Annotated in this window: 21 protein-coding genes; 9 read left to right on the top strand and 12 right to left on the bottom strand. The window is 67.7% G+C overall.

What is annotated here, in order from left to right:
• Positions 1 to 184: 184 nt before the first annotated feature.
• The 5 genes from AMK58_RS24210 to AMK58_RS24230 all read left to right on the top strand — a co-directional run bounded on the left by AMK58_RS24210 (position 185) and on the right by AMK58_RS24230 (position 5,486).
• Complete coding sequence (locus AMK58_RS24210) at positions 185 to 1,858, top strand: FAD-dependent oxidoreductase (protein ID WP_035680203.1); 1,674 nt, start codon at positions 185 to 187, stop codon at positions 1,856 to 1,858.
• Positions 1,859 to 1,962: 104 nt separating this feature from the next.
• Positions 1,963 to 3,489, top strand: a complete 1,527-nt coding sequence (locus AMK58_RS24215; protein ID WP_051140740.1) for a PAS domain-containing sensor histidine kinase — start codon at positions 1,963 to 1,965, stop codon at positions 3,487 to 3,489.
• 34 nt (positions 3,490 to 3,523) lie between these two features.
• Complete coding sequence (locus AMK58_RS24220; RefSeq protein ID WP_059399546.1) at positions 3,524 to 4,171, top strand: response regulator transcription factor; 648 nt, start codon at positions 3,524 to 3,526, stop codon at positions 4,169 to 4,171.
• Positions 4,172 to 4,314: 143 nt separating this feature from the next.
• On the top strand, positions 4,315 to 4,704 hold the full coding sequence (locus AMK58_RS24225) for a response regulator transcription factor (protein ID WP_035683743.1): 390 nt from the start codon (positions 4,315 to 4,317) through the stop codon (positions 4,702 to 4,704).
• Positions 4,705 to 4,781: 77 nt separating this feature from the next.
• Complete coding sequence (locus AMK58_RS24230) at positions 4,782 to 5,486, top strand: nitroreductase (RefSeq protein WP_035683741.1); 705 nt, start codon at positions 4,782 to 4,784, stop codon at positions 5,484 to 5,486.
• A 426-nt stretch (positions 5,487 to 5,912) separates the two neighbouring features.
• On the opposite strand, the gene AMK58_RS29980 is transcribed toward AMK58_RS24230, so the two are convergent.
• A complete protein-coding gene (locus AMK58_RS29980) occupies positions 5,913 to 6,896 on the bottom strand; it encodes a hypothetical protein (protein WP_079285600.1) in 984 nt (327 codons plus the stop codon).
• A gap of 132 nt (positions 6,897 to 7,028) precedes the next feature.
• On the opposite strand from AMK58_RS29980, the gene AMK58_RS30665 reads away from it, so the two are divergent.
• The 3 genes from AMK58_RS30665 (at position 7,029) to AMK58_RS24240 (ending at position 9,706) form a co-directional block, all read left to right on the top strand.
• Positions 7,029 to 7,652 (top strand): hypothetical protein, encoded by a 624-nt coding sequence (locus AMK58_RS30665; RefSeq protein ID WP_137165239.1) that lies wholly within the window; start codon positions 7,029 to 7,031, stop codon positions 7,650 to 7,652.
• Positions 7,653 to 8,227: 575 nt separating this feature from the next.
• Positions 8,228 to 9,082: a hypothetical protein gene (locus AMK58_RS24235; RefSeq protein WP_059399547.1), complete on the top strand. Its 855-nt coding sequence runs from the start codon at positions 8,228 to 8,230 to the stop codon at positions 9,080 to 9,082.
• A 45-nt stretch (positions 9,083 to 9,127) separates the two neighbouring features.
• A complete protein-coding gene (locus AMK58_RS24240; RefSeq protein WP_035680162.1) occupies positions 9,128 to 9,706 on the top strand; it encodes a YceI family protein in 579 nt (192 codons plus the stop codon).
• 9 nt (positions 9,707 to 9,715) lie between these two features.
• Here AMK58_RS24240 and AMK58_RS24245 read toward each other — a convergent pair whose 3' ends face one another.
• On the bottom strand, positions 9,716 to 10,414 hold the full coding sequence (locus tag AMK58_RS24245) for a Crp/Fnr family transcriptional regulator (RefSeq protein ID WP_051140738.1): 699 nt from the start codon (positions 10,412 to 10,414) through the stop codon (positions 9,716 to 9,718).
• A 157-nt stretch (positions 10,415 to 10,571) separates the two neighbouring features.
• Between AMK58_RS24245 and AMK58_RS31800 the strand changes: the two genes are divergently transcribed.
• Positions 10,572 to 12,272, top strand: coding sequence for an adenylate/guanylate cyclase domain-containing protein (locus tag AMK58_RS31800; RefSeq protein ID WP_035680159.1), 1,701 nt, complete (start codon positions 10,572 to 10,574; stop codon positions 12,270 to 12,272).
• A 44-nt stretch (positions 12,273 to 12,316) separates the two neighbouring features.
• On the opposite strand, the gene AMK58_RS24255 is transcribed toward AMK58_RS31800, so the two are convergent.
• From AMK58_RS24255 to AMK58_RS24300, 10 genes are all read right to left on the bottom strand, one after another.
• Positions 12,317 to 12,970, bottom strand: coding sequence for a TerC family protein (locus AMK58_RS24255; RefSeq protein ID WP_059399548.1), 654 nt, complete (start codon positions 12,968 to 12,970; stop codon positions 12,317 to 12,319).
• A gap of 169 nt (positions 12,971 to 13,139) precedes the next feature.
• On the bottom strand, positions 13,140 to 13,838 hold the full coding sequence (locus AMK58_RS24260; RefSeq protein ID WP_035680154.1) for a response regulator: 699 nt from the start codon (positions 13,836 to 13,838) through the stop codon (positions 13,140 to 13,142).
• A complete protein-coding gene (locus AMK58_RS24265) occupies positions 13,835 to 16,564 on the bottom strand; it encodes a sensor histidine kinase (protein ID WP_059399549.1) in 2,730 nt (909 codons plus the stop codon). The genes AMK58_RS24260 and AMK58_RS24265 overlap by 4 nt, the downstream gene beginning before the upstream one ends.
• Positions 16,565 to 16,651: 87 nt before the next feature.
• Entirely contained in the window at positions 16,652 to 17,260 is a 609-nt protein-coding gene (locus tag AMK58_RS24270) for a K(+)-transporting ATPase subunit C (RefSeq protein WP_035680152.1), read from the bottom strand.
• Between the two features lie 10 nt (positions 17,261 to 17,270).
• Positions 17,271 to 19,400 (bottom strand): potassium-transporting ATPase subunit KdpB, encoded by a 2,130-nt coding sequence (gene kdpB, locus AMK58_RS24275; RefSeq protein ID WP_035680149.1) that lies wholly within the window; start codon positions 19,398 to 19,400, stop codon positions 17,271 to 17,273.
• A gap of 13 nt (positions 19,401 to 19,413) precedes the next feature.
• Positions 19,414 to 21,123, bottom strand: a complete 1,710-nt coding sequence (kdpA, locus tag AMK58_RS24280; protein ID WP_035680144.1) for a potassium-transporting ATPase subunit KdpA — start codon at positions 21,121 to 21,123, stop codon at positions 19,414 to 19,416.
• A gap of 10 nt (positions 21,124 to 21,133) precedes the next feature.
• On the bottom strand, positions 21,134 to 21,223 hold the full coding sequence (locus AMK58_RS24285) for a K(+)-transporting ATPase subunit F (protein WP_035680142.1): 90 nt from the start codon (positions 21,221 to 21,223) through the stop codon (positions 21,134 to 21,136).
• A gap of 299 nt (positions 21,224 to 21,522) precedes the next feature.
• Positions 21,523 to 22,233 carry a GntR family transcriptional regulator gene (locus tag AMK58_RS24290; RefSeq protein WP_059399550.1) on the bottom strand — a complete coding sequence of 237 codons (711 nt, stop codon included), beginning with the start codon at positions 22,231 to 22,233 and terminating at the stop codon, positions 21,523 to 21,525.
• Between the two features lie 64 nt (positions 22,234 to 22,297).
• Entirely contained in the window at positions 22,298 to 23,356 is a 1,059-nt protein-coding gene (locus tag AMK58_RS24295; protein ID WP_035680139.1) for an AbrB family transcriptional regulator, read from the bottom strand.
• A 94-nt stretch (positions 23,357 to 23,450) separates the two neighbouring features.
• Complete coding sequence (locus tag AMK58_RS24300; protein ID WP_035680138.1) at positions 23,451 to 24,104, bottom strand: isochorismatase family protein; 654 nt, start codon at positions 24,102 to 24,104, stop codon at positions 23,451 to 23,453.
• Positions 24,105 to 24,111: the final 7 nt, after the last annotated feature.

Below are 24,111 nucleotides of genomic sequence, written 5' to 3' on the forward strand. Positions count from 1 at the left end.
TGGTGCGGGAGGGAGGCTGCCAATCCTTTGGAAGAACGGGTAAAATCCGCGCAAATGCTGACGGTGTGGGTGGCGCCGGGGTTATCCCACTGGACGGGCTAGCCCGCAATTTCAGTAACGTCGCCGGGAACTTGGGATTTATCTGAGTCCCGTGCGTTCAACCCCAAAGAAAAGCAGGCGCAGCATGATCCTCGATGCTCGCTCGGTGTCCTCGGGCACCAACCTTGACGCGGACCTCTGCATCGTCGGCGCCGGCGCCGCCGGGCTCGCCATAGCCCGTGCCTTGGCTGGTTCGCGCTGGAAGATCGTCCTTCTGGAAAGCGGCGGGCTCGACCCCGACGGCCACACCCAGTCGCTCTACGCCGGGGAGAATCTCGGCCTGCCCTACGAGCGACTGTCCACCGCGCGCAGCCGCTATTTCGGCGGCAGCACCAACTGCTGGGGCGGCTTCTGCCGGCCCTTCGAGCCGATCGACATGGAGGCGCGGCCCTGGGTGCCGAACAGCGGCTGGCCCTTCGGGCCGGAGACGCTGGCCCCCTACTACGCCCGCGCCCACAGCCACCTGAACCTGCCGTCGAACATCTACGACAACGGCCATTGGGAACAGACCCTGGCGCCGGACGGGATCGAACTGATGCCGGTGGAGGGCGGCGCGCTGGAGAACCGCATCGCCCAGATCAGCGACCAGCCGCGCGTCGGCGTGACCTCCGTCGACGAGATCGTCCAGGCCACGAACATCGCCTGCTACCTGAACGCCAATGTCACCGAGTTCGAGACCAACGACACCGCCACGGTGGTCGAGCGGGTGCGCTGCGCCGCGCTCAGCGGCGCCCGCTTCACGGTCACCGCGCGCCAGTTCGTCCTGTGCTGCGGCGGCATCGAGAACGCCCGCCTGCTGCTGCTGTCCAACCGGGTGCAGAGCGCCGGGCTGGGCAACGGCCACGATCTGGTCGGCCGCTACTTCACCGACCACCCGCGGATCAAGGCCGGCTCCGTCCGCCTGACCGATCAGGCTCGGCACCGCCGCCTTTACGACATGACGCTGACGCTGTCGCGCCGCCGGCTGAACGCCAAGCATCTGCCCGTCTCCGCCTCCCTGTCGCCGACGGTGGAGACGCAGCGCCGGCTGGGGCTGATGAACTCGCGCAGCTATCTGGTGGCGCAGTATCACGGCGAGGCGACCGCCGGGGTGCGGGCACTGCACGACCTGCGCATGCTGATGTCCGACCGCCGGAAGTTCGGCCACGCCGAGGGCGACCTGCGCGCCCTGCTGCGCGAGGCGGTGCCGCAGATTGCGCTGAATCTGCCAAATCTCGCCTACGCGCTGTTCGACAATGTGGTCAACCCGGCCTGGGTGGCGCGCAGCTTCCTGCTGGAAACCATCGTGGAGCCGGTGCCCAACCCGGACAGCCGCGTCACCCTGGCGGCGGAGCGCGACGCGCTGGGCCTCAACCGGGCCGACACGGTGTGGCGCCTGACCGAGCAGGACCGCGACAACTTCCTGCGCACCAACGAGCTGGTGCGGACGGAGCTGACCCGCAACGGCCTGATCACGGTGACCGAGCCCGACCCGCAGGAGGCCGCCGAACGCGCCTGGGCGGAGCGCATCTCCTGGTGCTGGCACCATATGGGCACCACCCGCATGCATGACGACCCGAAGCAGGGCGTGGTGGACGCGCGCTGCAAGGTGCACGGGATGCACAACCTGTACATCGGCGGCAGCTCGGTCTTCCCCAGCATGGGCTGCGACCACCCGACCATCAACCTCGTGGCGCTGGCCTTCCGCCTCGCCGAGGAGGTGTCGGCCCAGCTTCAGCACGACCGCGCCGTCACCCTGGAGGACCAGCAGGCGGCGTAAAGGGACTCCGCGCCCCCTCACCCCCAAACCCATTGACCAAGAAATCAACTCAACTACTCTTGACCCTGAACAGGTCCGAAGGACAAGAGAAGTTGGGGACGGGGATGGCGGACGATATCGGTACGGGAAGCCCGGACCTCTTGCTGCGCTTTCAGGCCATGCTGGACACGGTGCCGGACGGGGTCGTCATCATCGATGCCGAAGGGCGCATCCAGACCTTCAACCCGGCCTGCGAGCGGCTGTTCGGCTGGACGGCGGCGGAGGTCATCGGCCACAACGTCAAGATGCTGATGCCGCCGCCCTACCGGGAGGAGCATGACGGCTATCTGGAGCGCTACCACCGCACCGGCGAGCGCCGGATCATCGGCATCGGGCGCGAGGTCACCGGCCTGCGCCGCGACGGCACCACCTTCCCGATGGAGCTGTCGGTCGGCGAGGCCTGCCGGGAGGCCGGGGGCGGCGGGGTCTACATCGGCATCATCCGCGACATCAGCGAGCGCAAGCGGGCCGAAACCGCCCTGCGCGAGCGCGAGGCCCGCCTCACCTCCATCCTGGAGACCGTGCCCGAAGCGATCATCGTCATCAGCGAGCGCGGGCTGATCGAGTCCTTCAGCCCGGCGGCGGAGCGGCTGTTCGGCTACAGCGCCGCCGAGGTGTCGGGACGGAACGTCAGCATGCTGATGCCCTCCCCCTACCGGGAGCAGCACGACCGCTACATGGACCATTACCTGACCACCGGGGAACGCCGGATCATCGGCATCGGGCGGGTGGTCTCCGGCCTGCGCCGCGACGGCTCGGTGTTCCCCATGGAGCTGGCGGTGGGCGAGGTGCAGTTGGCCGGGCACCGCTGCTTCACCGGCTTCATCCGCGACCTGACCGAGCGGCAGGCGACCGAGAAGCGCCTGCAGGAGCTTCAGGCCGAGCTTCTGCACGTCAGCCGGGTCAGCGCCATGGGCCAGATGGCCTCCACCCTGGCGCACGAACTGAACCAGCCGCTGACCGCCGTCATCAACTACGCCAAGGCGGTGAAGCGCCTGCTCGACCGTCCGGACGGGGCGGACAAGGCGCGCGAGACGATGGACAAGGCCACCGCCCAGGCCGCCCGCGCCGGCCAGATCATCCGCCGCCTGCGCAACTTCATCGAGAAGGGCCAGACCGAGCACACGGCGGAGAGCATCGGCAAGGTGGTGGAGGAGGCCAGCGCCCTCGCCCTGGTCGGCGCCAAGGAGCGCGGCGTCCATGTCCGGCTGGAGATGAGCGGCGACGAGCGGCCGGTGCTGATCGACAAGATCCAGATCCAGCAGGTCGTCCTCAACCTCGTCCGCAACGCCATCGAGGCCATGGCCGAGTCGGAGATACGGGAATTGACCGTCGCCACTGGCCCCGACCCGGAGTCGGCGGCGCTGATGCGCGTCACCGTCCGCGACACCGGCCCCGGCCTCAACGAGACCGTGCTGGCCCAGCTTTTCCAACCCTTCGTCACCACCAAGGAGAAAGGGATGGGGCTCGGCCTGTCGATCTGCCGGTCGATCATCGAGGCCCATGGCGGCCGCCTGTGGTTGGAACCGGGGGACGGAGGGGCCACCTTTGCCTTCACCGTGCCGGTTGCCGGAGAGGATGATGCGCCCTGAGTCCCCATTGCTGCCCGAATTATCCCCGTCGGACATGACGGTCTTCGTCCTGGACGACGACGAGGCGGTGCGCGATTCCGTCGTGATCCTGCTGGAATGCGAGGGCTTCCGGGTCGAGGGCTTCGCGTCCCCCCTCGCCTTCCTGGAGTCGGACGCGCCGTCGCGGCCCGGCTGCCTGCTGGTCGATGTGCGGATGCCGCAGATGAGCGGGCTCGACGTGCAGGAGCGGCTGGTGCAGGAGGGGCGCGGCCTGCCGGTGATCGTCATGACCGGCCACGCCGACGTGCCCCTGGCGGTGCGGGCGATGAAGGCCGGCGCCATCGACTTCGTGGAGAAGCCCTTCGACGAGCAGGCCCTGATCGGCAGCGTGAAGGCCGCCCTGGCCCGCGCCGTTCCGCCCGCCGCCCCACAGGCGGCCCAGGCGCCGGCCCCCGCCCCGGCCGCCCCCGCCGTCTCCCCGGAGGTGCTGGAGCGGCTGTCCAGCCTGACGCCGCGGGAACGCGACGTGCTGCAATGGCTGGTCGAAGGCAAGTCGAACAAGGTCATCGCCTTCGAGCTGTCCATCAGCCCGCGCACCGTGGAGATCCACCGCGCCCGCGTGATGGAGAAGATGCGCGCCGACAGCCTGCCCTCGCTGGTCCGCATGGCCCTGTCCGCCGGGATCACCCCCAAGGGGGAGTGATTCGGGCCGCCGGGCGGCGCCGGCGGCGACTGATCCACATCAAAACCACGCCCGATAAGGGGAACTCCGTATTCCGGCACCGCCGGTCGGCTTCTATCTTCCCTGTAACGCCCCACAACGGGCGTCATTCCGCGTGATTTCCGATGCTGGAGGCAGTCTTGGCCGAACCGGGCGATAGCATCGTCTACATCGTCGACGACGACGAGCCGGTGCGGGACTCGATGAAGGCGCTGCTCGAAGCCTGTGCCTTCGAAGTGCGCGACTACGCGTCGTGTCAGAGTTTCATGGATCAGTACAACGGGAAGCCGTCGGGCTGCCTCGTCCTCGACCTGCACCTGCCGGTGATGAGCGGGCTGGAGTTCATCGAGCGCTTCGGGGCGAACCTGCATGGCCTGCCCGTCATCATGGTGTCGGGGCGCGGCGATCCCGCGACCTTCGCCCGCGCGCGGGAAGCCGGCGTGACGGCCTTCCTGGAAAAGCCGTTCGAGGAGGACCAGCTCCTTGACGCGGTGCAGCGCCTGCTGCCAGCCTGACCGTCCTTCTCGGTCCTGAGAGGGCCGCCGTTCCCCGGACAGGGTTCGTGAGACACCGTCCGCAGCGGAGCGTGCCCATGGCGTCCGAAGAATCCTTTTCCCGCCCCCTGTCCGCCCTGGAGGCCGTGCGCGGCCGCCGCAGCGTCCGCGCCTTCACCGCCGAGCCGGTGCCGCGCGCCGTGGTGGAGGAGATCCTGGAAGCGGCCAGCCGGGCGCCCAGCGGGTCGAACATCCAGCCATGGAAGGTCCATGCGGTGTCGGGTGCTGCGCGCGAGGCGCTGTCGGCGGAGCTGCGCGCCGCCCATTTCAACCCGGCGGACACCCAGGCCGGGGCGGAATACACCTATTACCCGACCCAGTGGTTCGAGCCCTATCTGGGGCGGCGGCGGAAGATCGGCTGGGACCTCTACGGCCTGCTCGGCATCGCCAAAGGCGACCGGGAGGCGATGGCCCACCAGCACGCCCGCAACTACGACTTCTTCGGGGCCCCGGTCGGGCTGTTCTTCACGATGGACCGGCGGATGGAGCAGGGAAGCTGGCTCGACGTCGGCATGTTCATGGAGAATGTGATGGTGGCGGCGCGGGGCTTCGGGCTGGACACCTGCCCGCAGGCCGCCTTCATCACGTACCACCGCATCGTCCGCCGCCATCTCGACATCCCGGACACCGACATCCTGCTGAGCGGCATGGCGCTAGGCCACGCCGACCCCGACGCGCCGGAAAACCGCTTGGAAACCGAGCGCGCCCCGGTCGCCGACTTCACCCGCTTCCACGGGTTTTGACGGCTCTTCACAATCCCGGAGGGGAGAGGGATGCCAAGGGTACGGTCCCTTGCGTGACGGTGCCGGTCCATCTTGACGTCCGGACGGTCGGCGTTCGCCGCCGGCCGATGCCGAACACACCGATCCGGCGGCGCGGAAGGGGCAAAGGCGAAGCCGACCGGAGGGAAGAGGGGCATCAGCGCCCGCCTTGACACGAAGCGTCACCGGTTCAGCTGTCGCTTTTGGGGCGCTCTCGAACGTCAAAATCTGACCCAATGCGGACCTTCGTTTTTGACAGCGTTGCGCCAAAAGCAGAAATCGATCTTCCCCAATCCAACGTGCGAAATCGGCTGGGAGCGGCTGGGAGCGGAACGGCGTTTTGGAAGTTGGGGGCGGTAAAGTGGATTTACGAATAATGTGCAATGTCACCGGAACTTTCAAGTTCCGTTACTCCGAAGGCGTAGGCAAAATTCCAACCGCGATTAGGCGAACCACTTCCCCAGCGTGGTTTCGAACAAAATATGATTGTAGGTAGACCAGATCCCGTTTCATGTGTTCGATCAATTTCTGTCTCATTGTCGGCAAAAGATCATATGGAATACTAAAGCTCAAAGTTTTAGCTCCATTCTCTATTTTTAGTTTTCCCCAACCGTTGTCTTTATTGAACTGCGTTATATCTCCGAGAATTGGTGTTATGTCCTCATCGACTGCAGAAATCTCTATTTCTTTTGCCATTTCCCGATTGAGAAATAAAACAGATTTATTTTGACCGTTTACGGAAGAGGTAACTTCCAATGTGTCAGCGCTTCTCCGCAGTGCCGTGGCCATTTCACTAATCAGTGGAGCTGACATGGCAATCAGTTTCTGGCTTCGTGCGGCATCAATTCGAGATATGGCTGGCTGACTAAGCGTCAGTCGCCTTTCCCGATAAAGCTCAGCCACACGTCGTTTTACTAAATCCTGAACCTCTGCTGGTAGATTTGTAGTAAGAGCTCTATCATCCATCGCCGCCTGGACTAGTTTGTTTAGCGCCGCAGCGGGGTCTTCATCTGCTATGTCTCTGATTGATTGCCTTCCACGATTGGAAATAGCTGCGTTGGATAAAGTATCATCATCCACTTTTTCAATGATACGCTCACTAACATAAGCTATCAAATCTGCCAATGATATTTCAATAAAAGGATTGTCATGCGTGGATTGCCCGCTATCTTCAACATTAATGTTGAATGAACCATCAGATTGGCTGACCAGATCAATATTGAAGTTAGAAGAATTTGTTATTTTCTTCGCAAATTTTCCTTGATTCCTAAATTGCGCCAGTTTTACCATCAATCTGGCAGCGGCATATTGGAAGCGAGCGCATTCGTAGAAATTCATTCTGTGGGAATCAGCAAGCGCGCCTTCGAAATGAAAAGTCAAAGCCTCTGACATTCCTCCTCCTCCGAGGTTCTAGACCTCAATGGTTCATTCTCCGGAAAGCCTACACCATTTGTCTTGCCAAACAATAAAAATCGGTATTAATTGATGCAATAACCGCGCCTTATTGACGCAGAGGAGATAGAAATGGGCGACATTAGCATTGGAGCGGTGGGGGCGGCCATCGTTGCAGGCCTTGTCTCGCTCCTAGGGCTTATTATCGGAAAGGAGCAGAAAGTATCTGAGTTTAGGCAGGCTTGGATTGACGAGTTAAGGAAATGTATTGTCGCTTATCTTGTAAATATAAATGCCATTTCTGATTCTTTGCGCCTTAAAAAGTCAGGACAGAATATTGAAGCAAAAGAAATGGTATCTCAATATAAGCTACTCAATGAGGCAAGCAACGGAATTAAACTGCGCATTAATTCGGATGAAAGGCCGGCCAAAGCGCTTCTAAAAGCTATGGGTGAATTTGAGAGCATTGCCAACAATAATGATAATATTACCCCTGAGAAAATTCGCTCTGCTGAGCAGGAATTTCTTAAGGCATCTCGCAAATTGCTAAAATTTGAATGGAACCGTGTAAAAAGAGGTGAAAAAACTTTTGTTTGGACAAAAATTGTTCTGTTCATTGCTGTGCTGGTGATGGTTTGCATTTTAGCATTTCAATGGACAATCCGCGAAAAATCTATTAAAGCTAAGGCTTTTTGCAACAATCATGACTTCCAATTTGCATCTGCGCTTCTGTGCACTTCTTCTGAAAAGCAGTAATGTTTGGCGGTCAGAATGAATTCGCGTTTTGAAGATGATTTAAGAAAATCGCTATGCCTCGTCAACCTTCCCAATTTTTCATAGACATAAAATTAAAAGTTCAGCGTGACGCTTTGAATGCTGCCATGGTCCTTTCAAGTGACTATAATGACATTGGTCAGATATTTACAAGTGCACTTGAATGGCTATTGAGGTTCAACAGCGGAAGCGTACAGACCGTATCCGTCAAGCGGTAATTTGGCGAACACATCTGCTGTATCATCTGAGGTCGGCTCCTGGCGCTGAACCGACACATGCAAGTGACTGTCCAGGGAGCAGCCCTGACCTTTGCAACGTTGCAGCCATCCTCCGACCCGACACTGAATGCACACACGAGCTGAACAGACGTTCCGCTCCAACGGCGTCGTTCACGCCCAAAAACCCGGTCACACCACGTTCGCGATGTGCGTTTTCGCACAGGCGTCGGCGGGCCGTGACGGCACTCTCCAGCCGCGCCGCGAAGCGCTGGCCTGACCGTTCCATCCCGGCAGGCTCCGCCCCGCGTCCCGTTTCCTGCGGCTTGGAGTGCCCCGACGATGACTCTGCTCGATGATCTTGTGGTGCAGACCGCCCTGTTTCCCCTGGTGGTCGGCGTCGCCGCCGTCGGTGTGGTCCGTCTCGCCGGCGGGCGCACGCGGGGTCCCCGGTTGGCGGCGGCGGGTGTTGCCGCCGCCTTCCTGGCGGCCTACGCGCTGATCGTCGGCCTGCCCGCCCTGCCCCCGCCCTCCAGCATGGGCCGCCTGTTCTGGAGCGCGGTGGCCGGCTTGGTCATCGGCGTCGGCGCCGACCTCGCCGGGCTCGACCGCCGTCGCGGCACATGGCTGCTCGGCGCCTGGGTGACGGCGGCGCTGCTGTGGATCGCCCTGCCGGTGCTGCCGGGAAGCCTCGACACCATCACCGCCGCGGTGCTGCTGCTGGCCGGCGGCTGGATCGCCCTGTCCCGCACCGCCGGCGAGGGCGAGGGGGTGGCGACGCCCGGCGTCGCCCTGCTGGCCGCCGCGGTGGCGGTGGGCGGGGTGGCGCTGGTCGGCGCCTCGGCCTCCGTCGCCCAGCTCGCCTTCGCGCTGGCCGCGGCCACCGGCGGCCTGCTGCTGTGGAACTGGCCGGTGGAGCGCCACGCCTGGGGCAACGCCGGTCAGGCCGCGCTGGGCATCCTGGTGCTGCTGGCCGCCACCCTGACCTTCTTCTCCTCCGCCCACGCCGAAGCCCTGCTGCTCGTCCTGCCGGCCTTCTTCGCCGACCGGCTGCGCGACCGGCTGCCCCTGCCGCGCACCGCCGCGGGACGGGCCATGGGCACCGTGGCGCTGACCGTCCTCGCCCTGGTGCCGGCCGTCGCCGCCGTGGGCGTCGCCTTCCTTCTCTCCGCCGGTTCCGACGTGTCCGGCTACTGATCCACCCCAGTCATCCCGTTCCATCCGACAAAGGACTTCCGAATCATGAAGCGTCTTCTCTCCGCCGCCGCCCTGTCCGCCCTCGTCGCCCTGCCGCTGACCGCCCAGGCCGCCCCGGTCGCCTACAAGCTCGACCCGGCCCACACCGCGGTGGTCTTCATCGTCGACCATCTGGGCTTCTCCAAGGCCGTCGGCAGCTTCAACACGGTGGCCGGCGAGCTGGCCTTCGACAAGGACGCCGCGGACAAGAGCAGCCTGTCGGTGACCATCGACACCGCCAGCATCGACACCAACCACGCCAAGCGCGACGAGCACCTGAAGTCGCCGGACTTCTTCAACGTGAAGGAGTTCCCGAAGCTGACCTTCAAGAGCACGAAGATCGAGAAGACCGGCGACAAGACCGGCAAGCTGCACGGCGACCTGACCCTGCTGGGCGTGACCAAGCCGGTGGTCCTCGACGTGACCTTCAACAAGGACGGCGTCAGCCCGGCCAGCAAGCAGGAGACGGTCGGCTTTTCCGCCCGCGGCACGATCAAGCGCTCCGACTTCGGCATGAAGTACGGCGTGCCGAACATCGGCGACGACATCCAGATCATCATCGAGTCCGAGGCGGTGAAGGCGTAAAGAGCGCCTTCAGTCCTCCTCCGCCGCCTGCCGGACCCGCTCCCGCAGGCGGCGGGTGTCGAGCAGGACCAGCGCGCCCCGTCGCTTCTCCAGCAGCCCGTCGCGCTCCAGGGCGCTCAGCTCCCGCGAGACCGCCTCGCGCCGGGTGCTGACACGGGCGGCGAGGTCGGCGTGGGGCGGCGGTGGGGAGATGGTGGCGCTGTGCTCCCCCCGCCCGTCCGGCCGGGCCAGCCGCAGCAGCTCGGCGTAGATGCGGTGGCGCACGTCCAGCGTGTTGAACTCGTTCACCCGCGTGGCGAGCTTCCGGATCTCCCCGGCCAGCAGGACCATCACCTGGTCGCAGACGTCGGGGTGGCGGTGGATGCAGTCGCGGAACAGCGCGGCGGGCATGCAGGCGACCGTGGCGTTGGTCACGGCGACGATGCCGGCGGAGCGGGCCTTGCCGTCGATGGCCGCCAGCTCCCCGAAGAACTCCCCGGCGGGGATGTCGCGCAGGATCACCGTCCGCCCGGAGATCGCGCGGATCGTCACCCGGACCAGACCGGCGGCGACGACGAAGACGTCGGTCCCCTCATCCTCGAAATCGATGATCCATTGCCCGGCCTCCACCCGGCGCCAGAGGCAACGGTCCTCCAGCGCCCGCAGTTCGTCGGGGGACAGCGAGCGGAACAGCGCCGCCCCGGCCAACGTTTCGGTCCGGCGCCTCATGAACGGGCCTCATGGAGGGGAATGGGTGTCGGGCTGTGGCATGGCGCGGGATGATCTCATAGGATGCCAAGGGACGCCACGCAGAAGCCGAGCCCGCTGACCGACATGACGACCGTCCCCTCCGCCGCCCGGTCCCGTCCATGACCCGGAACCGTTCATGAAACGCCGGATCGAACGCCCGTTGCGCCTGTTCACCGGCCTGACGCTCTTCACCTTCGTCATCACCCATTTCCTCGCCCACGCCGCCGGGCTGCTGCTGCTGCCGGGGATGGAGGTGGCGCGGCGCACGCTGCTGTGGGTCTGGGACACGCCGCCGGGGCAGGCGCTGCTCGCCGGCTCCTTCATCACCCACGCCGGGCTGGGTCTCTGGGCGCTGTACCGGCGCCGCCACCTGCGCATGCCCGCCGGGGAGGCGTGGCAACTGGGGCTGGGGCTGTGCATCCCGCTCCTGCTGATCTCCCACGGCATGGCCGGGATGCTGTCGGACGACCTCTACAACGACCCGCTGACCTACCCCCGCGCGATCGTCCTCTACTGGATCACCGCGCCGGAAACCCTGTTGTGGCGCCAGCTCCTGCTGCTGGTCATCGTCTGGATCCATGGCTGCATCGGGGTGCGGGGCTGGCTGATGACGAAGCCCTGGTACCGGCGCCGCGCCGCGCTGCTCGGCGCCTTCGCCATGCTGCTGCCGCTGCTGGCGCTGGCCGGGATCGTCAACGCCGGCTGGGACGCCGAGCGCCGGGACGCCGCCGACCCCACCTATCTGGAGCAGTTCCGCCCGCCCGCCCCCGGCACGCCGGAGGCGGAGAACCGCGCCGCGCTGGCCGCGATCAGCGGCGGCGTGTTCAACACCTACGTCCTGCTGCTGGTCGGCACGCTGGGGATGCGGCAATACCGCAACTGGCGGGCGCGGGCGACCAGCCCGGTGCGCATCGCCTATCCCGGCGGGCGCTCGGTCACCGTTCCGCGCGGGACCTCGGTGCTGGAGGCCAGCCGCGCCAACGGCGTCCCGCACACCGCGCTGTGCGGCGGGCGGGGGCGCTGCTCCACCTGCCGCATCCGGGTGACCGAGGGGGTGGACGCCCTGCCGCCGCCCAACGCCACGGAACGGGCGGTGCTGGAGCGGATGAAGGCGCCGCGCGCCGTCCGGCTGGCCTGCCAGCTCCGCCCGGTGGCGCCGCTGTCGGTGACGCCGCTGCTGTCGGCGCGGGACAACGGCCGCACCTTCGCCGTCTCCGCCCCCATGGACAGCGGGCGCGAGCTGGCGATCACCGCGCTGTTCGTGGATTTGCGGGGATCGACCTCGCTGGCGGCGGAGCGGCTGCCCTTCGACGCCCTGTTCATCGTCACCCGCTACGTCCAGGTGGTCACCGACGCGATCCGCAAGCACGGCGGCTACGTCATCGCCATCGCCGGTGACGGGGTGATGGGCATGTTCGCCAACGAGGAGGACCCCGCGGCGGCGGCGGCCAGCGCGCTGCGCGCCACCGCCGATCTGTGGCGCGACATCGAGCTTCTGAGCCGCGACCTTGCGGAGGAGTTGGACCAGCCCTTGGCCTTCGGGGCCGGGGTGCATTCCGGCCTCGCCGTGGTCGGGGCGGTGGCCTGTTCGGAGGACGGGTCGCTGCAATTCATCGGCGACACCGGCAACGTCGCCGCGAGGCTGGAGGAGATGACCAAGACGCTGGGCGCCACCGTGGTCTTTTCCGACGCGGCCGCCGAGTTGGCGGGGCTCCGGCGGCTGGAGCATCTGGAGCGCCGGGAGGTGGCGATCCGGGGCCGCGACGGCACGCTGGGGGTGCGGACGGTCCAGCGCCAGGAGGATTTGCGGGGGCTGCTGGAGGGTACTGGCGCCTGAAGAAAAAACCCCCGCCGGAGCGGCGGGGGTTTTTTTTCGGCTCATCAAAGCAGATGGGCCTGGGCCAGGACCTCGTTGCCGCCGCGCCAGATCATGTCGAGCGCCACGTAGGTGATGATGGCAAGGCCGATCCAGCCGATCCAGCGGTGCTTGTGCAGGATGTGGGCGATCATGTTGGCCGCGGCGCCCATCAGGACGACGGAGAGCAGCAGGCCGATGACCAGGACGGTCGGATGGTCCTTGGCGGCGCCGGCCACGGCCAGAACGTTGTCGAGCGACATCGACACGTCCGCCACCACGATCTGCCAGACCGCCGCGCCGAAGGTGGTCGTCGCCACCGCAGCACCGACCGCGGCGTCCCCGGAGCCGTTCGCGGCCAGCGCCTCGTCGGGCGTCACCTCGTCCTCGCCGTGGGAGCGCAGCTCGCGGTACATCTTCCAGCAGACCCACAGCAGCAGCACGCCGCCGGCGAGCGTCAGCCCGATGATGGCGAGGAGTTGGGTGGTGATCAGGGCGAAGGCGATGCGCAGGATGATGGCGGCGCCGATGCCCCAGACGATCACCTTGCGGCGCTGCTCCTTGGGAACGGCGGCGGCGGCCATGCCGACGACGATGGCGTTGTCGCCGGCCAGAACGAGGTCGATGGCGACCACCTGCCCGAGGGCGGTGAGCTGCGACCAGAGATCGACGCTTTCCATATGAAAATCTCTTCGAAGGCTTCGGTTGGGCTCAATTGTGGTGTGCGGTCATCTTTTTTGTTGGGGCTTGCGCTTGAAACAGCGGCCCTGGGGGTTCTGTCGCACGAATCCAACCACGGCGCAGCAGGTTTGGCGTGCAGCGGTGGGTTGCAACGGGTATGGGGCGGGATCAGTCCGACGCGCGCAGCCGGTAGCCGACGCCGGTCTCGGTCAGGATGTGCGAGGGGCGCTCCGGCTCCGCCTCGATCTTCTGGCGGAGCTGGCGGATGTAGATGCGCAGATACTGCACGTCGGTGTCCGCACCCCAGACCTCCTTCAGGATGAAGCGGTGGGTCAGCACCTTGCCGGCATGGGCGACGAGCAGGCGCAGCAGGTCGTATTCGCGGGGCGACAGCTTCACCTCGGCGCCACGGACGGTCACGATGCGCCGGACCAGATCGACGGCGAGGTCGCCACTGCGGAACAACGGGCGCTCCCCCTGCTGCTGCAGGCGGTGGCGCAGGGCGGCGCGGATGCGGGCGAGCAGTTCATCCATCCCGAAGGGCTTGGTCACATAGTCGTCGGCGCCGAGGTCGAGCGCCTCCACCTTGCCCGCCTCGTCGGCGCGGCTGGACAGGACGATGATCGGGGCGGCCACCCCATCGGCGCGCAGACGGCGGATCACCTCCAGCCCGCCGATGCCCGGCAGGCCGAGGTCGAGCACCAGCAGGTCCGGCGGGCGCCGCCGCACCGCCTCCAGCGCGCCCGCGCCATCCTCCGCCTCCGCGATGTCGTAGCCCTGGGCGGACAGAGTGGTGCGCAGGAAGCGGCGGATCGGCGGCTCGTCGTCCACCACCAGGACGCGCAACGGCAGGGTGTCCGACCTCATGGCGTCACCTCTTCCTCAAGGCTGGGCAGGGCGGCGGCGGCGGGCATGGTCAGGGTGAAGACGGCGCCGGAGCGGTCCTTGCGGTTGCCGGCGGCGATGGTGCCGCCCATCGCCTCGACGAAGCCGCGGCAGATTGCCAGCCCCAGTCCGGTCCCGGCACGCTGCCGGTCCTGGGCCTGGACGCGGTAGAACTTGTCGAAGATGCGCTCGACATCCGCCGCCGGGATGCCGTCGCCCTCGTCCCGCACCTCGATGCGCACCCGACCGCCCTCCCGCGACGCCCCGACCTGGATCAGCGAGCCTGTTGGCGCGTATTTGGCCGCGTTGTCCAGCAGATTGAAGAGAACCTGTTCGAACAGCACGTCGTCCGCGTCCAGCATCGGCAGGTCGGCGGCCAAATCGACGTCCACCCGGTGCCCGGCCAGGATGCGGCCCGCCCGCCCCAGCGCGCTGCCCACCGTCTCGGCCAGATCGACCGGTCCGGTGCGCGGGCGGATCGCCCCCGATTCCAGCCGCGTCATGTCCAGCAGGTTGGCGATGAAGCGGTTCAGCCGCTCCGCCTCCTCCTGGATGGTGGCGGCGAGGTCGCGGCGCGACGCCTCGTCCATCCCGGCGCCGTAGGCGGTCAGGCTGGTCGCCGACCCCAGGATGGAGGCCAGCGGCGTGCGCAGGTCATGGGAGATCGAGGTGAGCAGGGCCGAGCGCAGCCGCTCCGTCTCGGCGGCCAGACGGGCGCGGTCCACATCCTCCGCCAGGGTGACCCGCTCGATGGCGAGTGCTGCCTGATCGGTCAGAGCGTCGAGCAGCCGGCGCTGGTCCGGGGTCAGCAGGGCGCCGGGCTTGCCGGTGCGGGCGGTGTCGGTGTCGATGCCGACCACCCCGACCGGGCCGCGCCCGGTGCGCAGGGGAAGGAACAGCCACTTGGCGCCGGGCAGCGTGTCCGAGCCGCGCCCGGCGGGCCGGTTGTTCTCCCAGGCCCAGACGGCGGCGGCTAGGTCGGCCTCGCGCAGCTCGTCCTCCGGCGGGTAGCCGGCGCGGACGGACACGGTGCCGCCGTCGGGCAGCAACAGGACCACATGCACCTTCAGCATTGCCGCGATCTGGTGGGCGGTCGCCCACAGCAGATCGTCCATGGTGACCACCCCGGCCAGCTTGCGGCTGAAACCGTAGAGATCCTCCGTCGTCTTGGCGCGCAGCCGGGCGGTGACGGCCTGGGCGCGCACGCGGGCGGTCAGGTTGCTGGCGATCACCGCGACCACCGCGAAGAAGAACAGCGCGACGATGTTCTCCGGATCGGCGATGGAGAAGGTGTAGAGCGGGTTGAGGAAGAAGTAGTTGAAGGCCAGGATGCTGGCGACGCAGGCGTAGAGCGACGGCCCCAGCCCGCCGGTCACCGCGCTGCTCAGCACCGCCGTCAGGAAGACCAGCGCGACGTTGCTGACATCGAGCATCTGCTGAAGCACTTCCCCGACGCCCAGCGCCAGCGCGACATAGCCGGTGGCGGCGGCGTAGGGCCACCAGGACAGCGCCGGGCGCCGGGGGGCCGCGGTGCGCACGGTCTTGGGCGGGATCGGCTCCTCGGCGTCGTCGGCGATGACATGGACGCTGATGCCCCCGGCCTGCCGGATCAGCCGGAAGGCGATGGAGCTGCGCAGCAGCTCCGCCCAGGGGCCGCGATGGGACTTGGCGATCACGATGTGGGCGACGTTGTTGGTCCGCGCATACTCGACCACCGTGCCGGCGACGTCGCCGCCGGGGATGGTCACCGCCTCGCCGCCCAGCTTCTCGACCAGGCGCAGCGCGTCGGCGATGCGGTCCCGCTCGGCCTCGCTCAGGCGCAGGCTGCGCGGAGTCTCGACGTGCAGCGCGGTCCAATGGGCGCGCAGCCGCTCCGCCTGACGGCGGGCGTAGCGGACGACGGCGGCGCAGGCCGGGTCCTCGTTCACGCAGACCAGCAGCCGCTCCCCCGCCGCCCAGGGGCCGGCGATGGCGTGGGCCTGCATGTGGGTGAGCAATTGCTCGTCCACCCGCTGGGCCGTGCGGCGCAACGCCAGCTCGCGAAGCGCCGTCAGGTTGCCGGGGGAGAAGTAATGGCGGATCGCCCGCTCGGCGGTGCGCGGGACATAGACCTTGCCATCCTTCAGCCGCTGGATCAGGTCGTCCGGCGTGATGTCGATGACCTCGATGTCGTCGGCGCGGTCGAGGATGGAATCCGGCACCGTCTCGCGCACGCGGACGCGGGTGATCCGGGCGACGACGTCGTTCAGGCTCTCCACATGCTGGATGTTCATCGTCGTGTAGACGTCGATCCCGGCGGCGAGGATCTCCTCGACATCGAGGTAGCGCTTGGCGTGGCGGCTGCCGGGGGCGTTGGTGTGGGCCAGCTCGTCCACCAGCACGATGGCCGGGCGGCGGACGAGGATGGCGTCGAGGTCCATCTCGTCGAGCCGGCGGCCCTTGTACTCAACCTTGCGGCGGGGGATGACCTCCAGCCCGGCGATCAGCGCCTCGGTCTCGCGCCGGCCGTGGGTTTCGACCACGCCGACCACCACGTCCGCCCCGTCGCGCCGCTTGGCCTGGGCGGTCAGCAGCATTTCGTAGGTTTTGCCGACGCCGGGGGCCGCACCCAGGAACAGCTTCAGCCGCCCGCGCCCCTCCCGCGCCGCTTCGCGCAGGAGCGCTTCGGGCGAAGGCCGGGCCGTGGTGGCGGTTCGATCGTTCGGCATCGGGTGACGGCTTTCGGAACGGATCGGCGGCCCCGCCCCTCCCCCGCCCGCGCGGGGGAACGGACGGGGCCGCCTGTTGACCTTCAGCTAATGCGTCGCCGTGGCGGCGTCGAGAGCGAGATTGAGCCGCAGCACGTTGACCACCGGCTCCCCCAGCGGTCCCAGCGGGGACTGTTCGGTGTTCATGGTGACCAGGGCGCGGACCTGGGCCTCCGACAGGCCGCGGGCGCGGGCGATTCGGGGGACCTGGAAATCGGCGGCGGCGGGCGACAGGTGCGGGTCGAGGCCGCTGGCCGAGCTGGTCACCAGCTCGACCGGCACCGGGGCGTTGGGATTCTCGGCCTTCAGCCGCTCCGTCTCCTCCCGCACCCGGTCGGCCAGCGCCTGGGACGTCGGGCCGAGGTTGGAGCCGCCGGAGGCCGCGGCGTTGTAAGGCGCCGGCACGCTCTTCGACGGGTCGGCCGGGTCCGGCCCCAGCGTGGCCGAGGGCCGCCCGTGGAAATAGCCCTCCCCGGTGAAGCCCTGGCCGATCAGGGCGGAGCCGACGACCGTCCCGTTCCGCTCGATCAGGCTGCCGTTGGCCTGATGCGGGAAGACGGCCTGGGCGATGCCGGTGACGGCCAGCGGGTAGATCAGCCCGGTCACCACGGTCAGCGCGGCGACCATGACGAGGGCGGGACGCAGTTCCTTGATCATGGCGGGGTCCTCACACGAGTCCGATGGCAGTGACGAGCAGGTCGATCAGCTTGATCCCGACGAAGGGCACGATCAGGCCGCCCAGCCCGTAGATCAGCAGGTTCCGGCGCAGCAGCCGCGCCGCACCCACCGCGCGGTAGGCGACGCCGCGCAGCGCCAGCGGGATCAGCGCGACGATGATCAGCGCGTTGAAGATGATCGCCGACAGGATGGCGCTCTCCGGGCTGGCCAGCCCCATCACGTTCAGGGCGCCAAGCTGCGGGTAGAAGGCCAGGAACATGGCGGGGATGATGGCGAAATACTTCGCCACGTCGTTGGCGATGGAGAAGGTGGTCAGGGCGCCGCGGGTCATCAGCAGCTGCTTGCCGATCTCCACGATCTCGATCAGCTTGGTCGGGTCGCTGTCCAGATCGACCATGTTGCCGGCCTCGCGGGCGGCGACGGTGCCGGTGTTCATCGCCACGCCGACGTCGGCCTGGGCCAGCGCCGGGGCGTCGTTGGTGCCGTCGCCGCACATGGCGACCAGCTTGCCCCGCGCCTGCTCGTCGCGGATCAATTGCAGCTTCATCTCCGGCGTCGCCTGGGCGAGGAAGTCGTCCACCCCGGCCTCCGCCGCGATCGCGGCGGCGGTCATGGCGTTGTCGCCGGTGATCATCACCGTCTTGATGCCCATCTTGCGCAGCGCCGCGAAGCGCTCCCGGATGCCGCCCTTGACGATGTCCTTCAGGTGGATGACGCCGAGCAGCCGGCCGTCGCGGGCGACGGCCAGCGGCGTGCCGCCGGACTTGGCGACGCGCTCCGCGATGGCCTGCACCTCGCGCACCGCAGCCTCCAGGGCGGGATCGGGGCGCAGCCCGATCACCGTGTTGCCGGTAACGGTGTTGCCCTGGTTGGCGATTCCCTGCCCGAGGGTCCGCACATGGGCCAGCACGGCGTCCACCGCGCCCTTGCGGATGGTCACGCCGTCGCTGTCGATGCCGCTCAGCCGCGTCTGGGCGGTGAAGGGCACGAAGCGGGCGTGCAGCCCGCCCATGTCGCGGGCGCGGATGCCGTATTTTTCCTTCGCCAGGACGGTGATGGAGCGGCCCTCCGGCGTCTCGTCGGCCAGCGAGGCGAGCTGGGCGGCGTCGGCGAGGTCGCGGTCGGCCACGCCGGAGATCGGCAGGAACTCCGCCGCCTGACGGTTGCCCAGCGTGATGGTGCCGGTCTTGTCGAGCAGCAGCGTGTCCACGTCGCCCGCCGCCTCCACGGCCCGGCCCGACATGGCCAGCACGTTGAAGCGGACCAGCCGGTCCATGCCGGCGATGCCGATGGCCGACAGCAGCGCGCCGATGGTGGTCGGGATCAGCGTGACGAACAGCGCCGCAAGGACCAGCACCCCGACCGACCCGCCGGCGTAGGCGGCGAAGCTGGGGATGGTCGCCACGGCGATGACGAAGATGACCGTCATGCCGGCCAGCAGGATGTTCAGCGCGATCTCGTTGGGCGTCTTCTGCCGCTGCGCGCCCTCGACCAGCCCGATCATGCGGTCGAGGAAGGTGTTGCCCTGGGCCGCGGTGATCCGCACCTTGATCCAGTCGGAAATCACCTGCGTGCCGCCGGTCACCGCGGAGCGGTCACCACCGGATTCACGGACGACCGGGGCGGATTCGCCGGTGATCGCCGCCTCGTTGACGCTGGCCACGCCCTCCACCACCTCGCCGTCGGAGGGGATGAGGTCGCCGGCCTCCACCAGAACGAGGTCGCCGGGCTTGAGGGCGGTGGCCGGAACGCTCTCCCAACCCTCGCCCGCCAGCCGCTTGGCGGTGGTCTCGGTGCGGGTGCGGCGCAGGCTGGCCGCCTGGGCCTTGCCGCGGCCCTCCGCCACCGCCTCCGCGAAGTTGGCGAAGAGCAGGGTGAACCACAGCCACAGCACGATCTGCAGGGAGAAGCCGATGCCCCCGGCGCCAGTCAGGAGATCGCGCAGGAACAGCAGCGTGGTCAGCGCCGCCACCACCTCCACGCAGAACATCACCGGGTTGCGGGCCATCAGCCGCGGGTCGAGCTTGCGGAAGGATCCGGCGACGGCGGGCAGGAGGATCGCCGGGTCCAGCAGCGTGGAGGCCGGAGTCCGGGTGGCGGTTTTCGAATGGGTGTCCATGGAAGGTCCCCGGTCAGAAGAGGAGGCCGGCGCGCATCGCCAGATGCTCGGCCACCGGGCCGAGGGCGAGCGCCGGGAAGAAGGTCAGGCCGCCGACGATCAGGATGACGCCGGCCAGCAGCCCGACGAACAGGCCGCCATGGGTCGGGAAGGTGCCGGCCGAGGCCGCGCTGCGGGTCTTGGCGGCGAGCGAACCGGCAACCGCCAGCATCGGTACGATGACCAGGAAGCGGCCCACCAGCATGCCGGCGGCGAGCGTCAGGTTGTACCAGAGCGTGTTGCCCGACAGCCCGCCAAAGGCGCTGCCGTTGTTGGCCGCCGCCGAGACGTAGGCGTAGAGCGCTTCCGAGAAGCCGTGCGGGCCGGCGTTGGCGAGCGAGGCGAGGCCGGTGTCCAGCACCACGGCGAAGGCGGTGCCGCCCAGCATCATCAAGGGCAGGCAGAGCACGGCGAGCATGGTCATCTTGACCTCCTTCGCCTCCAGCTTCTTGCCCAGATACTCCGGCGTCCGCCCGACCATCAGCCCGGCGACGAACATCGTGACGATGGCGAACAGCAGCATGCCGTAGAGACCGGCCCCGACGCCGCCGACGATGATCTCGCCCAGCATCATGTTGACCATCGGCACCATGCCGCCCAGCGGCATGAAGCTGTCGTGCATGGCGTTGACCGCGCCGCAGGAGGCCGCCGTGGTCACCGCGGCGAACAGGGCGCTCATGGCGATGCCGAAGCGGGTCTCCTTGCCCTCCATGTTGCCGGCGCTTCCGTCCAGCCCGAAGGCGGCGAAGGCCGGGTTGCCCTGGGCCTCCGCCCAATAGACGGCGGCCACGCCGACGAAGAACAGCAGGCCCATGGCGGCCAGGATGGCCCAGCCCTGCCGCTCGTCGCCGGCCATGCGCCCGAACAGGTTGGTCAGCCCGGCGCCGATGGCGAAGATCGACAGCATCTGCACCAGATTGGTCAGGGCGTTCGGATTCTCGAAGGGATGGGAGGAGTTGGCGTTGAAGAAGCCGCCGCCGTTGGTGCCCAGCATCTTGATCGCCTCCTGCGAGGCGACGGGGCCGAGCGCGATGGTCTGCCGGGCGCCCTCCAGCGTGGTGGCGTCCACCGTCCCGGCCAGCGTCTGCGGCACGCCCTGCCACACCAGGAACAGCGCGTAGAGCAGGCTGAGCGGCAGCAGCAGATAGAGCGTGCCGCGGGTCAGGTCGGTCCAGAAGTTGCCGACCGTCCGCGCCCCGGTGCGGGTGAAGCCGCGGACCAGCGCCACGGCCAGCGCGATGCCGGTCGCCGCGGAGACGAAGTTCTGCACGGTCAGCCCGGCCATCTGCACGAGATGGCTCATCGTGCTTTCGCCGCCGTAATTCTGCCAGTTGGTGTTGGTGACGAAGCTGGCGGCGGTGTTGAAGGCGAGGTCGGCGGGGACCGCCGCCATGCCGTTGGGGTTCAGGGGCAGGACGCCCTGGAAGCGCTGCAGCGCGTAGAGCAGCAGCAGGCCGGCGGCGTTGAACAGCAGCATGGCGACGGCGTAGGTCACCCAATGCTGTTCCGCCTTCGCGTCCACCCCGGCCAAGCGGTAGAGCCCGCGCTCGACGGGGCCGAGCAGCGGCGACAGCAGCGTGCGCTCCCCGTTGAACAGCCGCGTCATGTAGCCGCCGAGCGGCCGCGCCACGGCGGCCACGAGGGCGGCGAAGAGCAGGATGTTGATCCAGCCGCTGACGGTCATGGGAGTCTCCTCAGAACCGTTCGGGGCGGATCAGGGCGTACACGAGGTAGCCCAGCAGCCCGGCGGCGACGAGGCCGCCGAGCGCGTAATCGACGATCATGGCCCGCCCTCCCTCACAAGCGGTCGCAGGCGTGCACATAGGCGATGGACGCGGCGAAGAAGGCCGCGGTGATCGCCAGCGCGATGATGTCCAGCATGGGTGCTCTCCGGGGCGCACCCGGGCGGAACCGGGCGCGCGTCAGCGTGGATCGGATGCCGGCACGGCTGTGTCCGGCACGATCAGGCTGCGCCCGATGCGCGTATAGATTCGAGGGGGGCGGAAGAGGGTCTGTCGTATAGACGGCATATATGCCGGGTGGGTCAGTGCAGGAAATGGGGGCACCGTCAGCACGGCCCCCCTCACCCGCCCGGCGCTTCCTCCATCCGGCGGAGCAGCAGATCGCACGGGCCCTGGAGATGCTCCCGCATCAGGAATTCCACGCGCCCGCTCTGGCGGCGGGCGATGGCGTCGAGGATGCGGCGGTGCTCCTCGTTGTACTGGCGCAGGGTTGGGCCATCCTTCTCCATCTCCAGGACATCGTAGATCTTCGGAACCCGGTAGACGGTCTGGAAGGAGCGGTTGAACAGCCCGCTCGGCACCAGCCCCATCAGGGTGGTGTGGAAGCGCTGGTTCAGCAGGCGCCATTGCTCCAGCGCCTCCCCTTCCAGCGGGCTGTCACCGGACATCAGCGCCTCGGCGCGGTCCAGGCCGTTGCGCAGCGCCCGCTCCACGTCGAGCGGCAGGCCGCGCTCCGCCACGACGCGGCAGCCGTGCCCCTCCAGCAGGGCGCGCATCTCATAGCTTTCCAGAAGGTCGCGCCGGGTGAACTGGCGCACCGTGTAGCCGCGGTTGGTCTCGTAGGTGACCAGCCCTTCCCGTTCCGCCGCCACCAGCGCCTCGCGGATCGGTGTCCGCGACACGCCGAATTGGGCGGCCAGCTCCGCCTCCTTCAGCTTGGTGCCGGGGAGCAGCTTGCCCTCCAGCACCCGGTTGCGCAGGGCGGTCATGACGGAGCCGACCTGCTCGGACCGGACGGTCCCGGTCGCCTTCTCATCGCTGAACGGGGTCACGGTGTCCTCCGGCCGGGGCGTCGGGCACCGGCGGTTGGAAAATGGCGGGGCAAGGGATTGCGTTCTATCGGCGGCGCAGGAATCGCACAAGCAGAACGCTCATCAGGATCGTCCCGAACAGCCGCAGCGTCTGCAGGGTGAGGATGAAGGGCACGTCGGCGGCGCTGCCCAGCGCCACCACCGTCACCGAATCCAGCCCGCCGGGGCTGGTCGCCAGATAGGCGGTCAGCGCGTCCTTTCCCGTCAGCGTGACCAGCAGCCAGGCGGAGCCGAGCGACATTGCCACCAGACCGAAGGTGGACAGCAGCATCAGCGGCACCGACGCCACAAGATCGCGCAGCAGCTCCCGCCGGAAGCGCAGGCCGGTCGTCCAGCCGATGATCGTAAAGGCGACGGCGATCAGCCAGGACGGCGAGTCCAGCACCACCAGCCCGGTCATGTTGAGCGTGCCGCCGAGCAGGATCGGCCCCAACAGCGGCCCCGCCGGAAGCCGCGTCACGGTGCCGGCCCAGCCGCCGGCCAACGCGACCGCCACCAGCGCCAGTGTCGAGGCGACGGAGGCCGATGGCGCGGGAACGGCACCGGGAACGGCGCCCGGAACGCCGATTGGCACGGGAACGCTGCCCAGCAGGAAATGGCAGACGAGCGAGGCCAGGACGACGACCACGATCACCCGCAGATACTGCATGACGGCGACGAAGCGCGGGTCGCCGCCGAAATCGCCGGCCATGGCGATCATCGCCGGGGCGGCGCCCGGCATGGTCCCCCACAGGGCGGTGCCGCCGGGAAAGCGGCCCGACCGCTCCAGCAGCCAGCCGACCAGCACCGCGCCGGCCAGCATTGTGGACAATGCCATCAGCATGGGGAACCAGTGCAGCGCCACGTCGTGCAGGATGGTCACGTCCATGGACCGGGCGACGACGCCCCCCGTCAGCGCCTGGGCCAGCCAGGAGAAGCGCTTGGGCAGCTCGATGGAGGCGCCGCGCACCCCCAGCAGGATCGCCGCCGCCATCGGGCCGAGCAGCGTCGCGCCGGGAAGGCCGGCCACCATGAACAGGGCGGTGAACAGGAGGGTCGCCCCCACCAGCAGGCACCACTGGAGGGGATTGGAAAGGGGCATCATGTCGGCAGATTGCTCAGGAGCGCGCCCGCCGGTCGGCCGCGGGCGCGCCACCGCTCCATACAGTTCGGAAGAGGTCAGGGACGGAGGAACGGGATCAGGCGGCCACGGCCTCGGCCTGCTTCTCGACGTAGGCCATCACCTCGGCCACCGGCAGCACGTCGCCGTACTTGGCATTCATGTCGAACAGGGCGGAATCGTGCGGGGACTGGTGGCGGTCTCCCACGCATTCGGCGGGGACGATGACGCGGAAGCCGTGGGACACCGCGTCCACCGCCGTCGCCCGCACGCAGCCGCTGGTCGAGCAGCCGGTGAGGATCACCGTGTCGCACTCCATCACGCGCAACATGGTGCTGAGCGGCGTGCCGAAGAAAGCGGAGGAATGGTGCTTGACCAGCACGACGTCCTGCGGCTCCGGCGTCACGCGGGCGTCGAACTCGGCCAGCGGGTTGTCGGCGGTGAAGGCGCGCAGCGCCGGGATTTTCTTGACGAACATGCCGCCTTCGGTCCCGGCCGCGTCATAGACGACCTTGGTGTAGATGACCGGCAGGCCGGCGCGGCGGGCGGCGGCGTAAAGCGGCACGCTGGCGATCGTCGCGTCCACCACCCCCTGCCCGAAGAAGGGAGCGCCGGGCTGGGTGTAGAAGTCGATGAAGTCGATGGAGATGATGGCGGCCTTCCGCCCGAAGCCGATCCGGTTCTGGAAGACGCCGGAATAGTTGTCCTTGAGTTCGTCGGTGACGCTGAACATTGGGAGT

Source organism: Azospirillum brasilense, from assembly GCF_001315015.1.
Classification (GTDB): Bacteria; Pseudomonadota; Alphaproteobacteria; order Azospirillales; family Azospirillaceae; genus Azospirillum; species Azospirillum brasilense.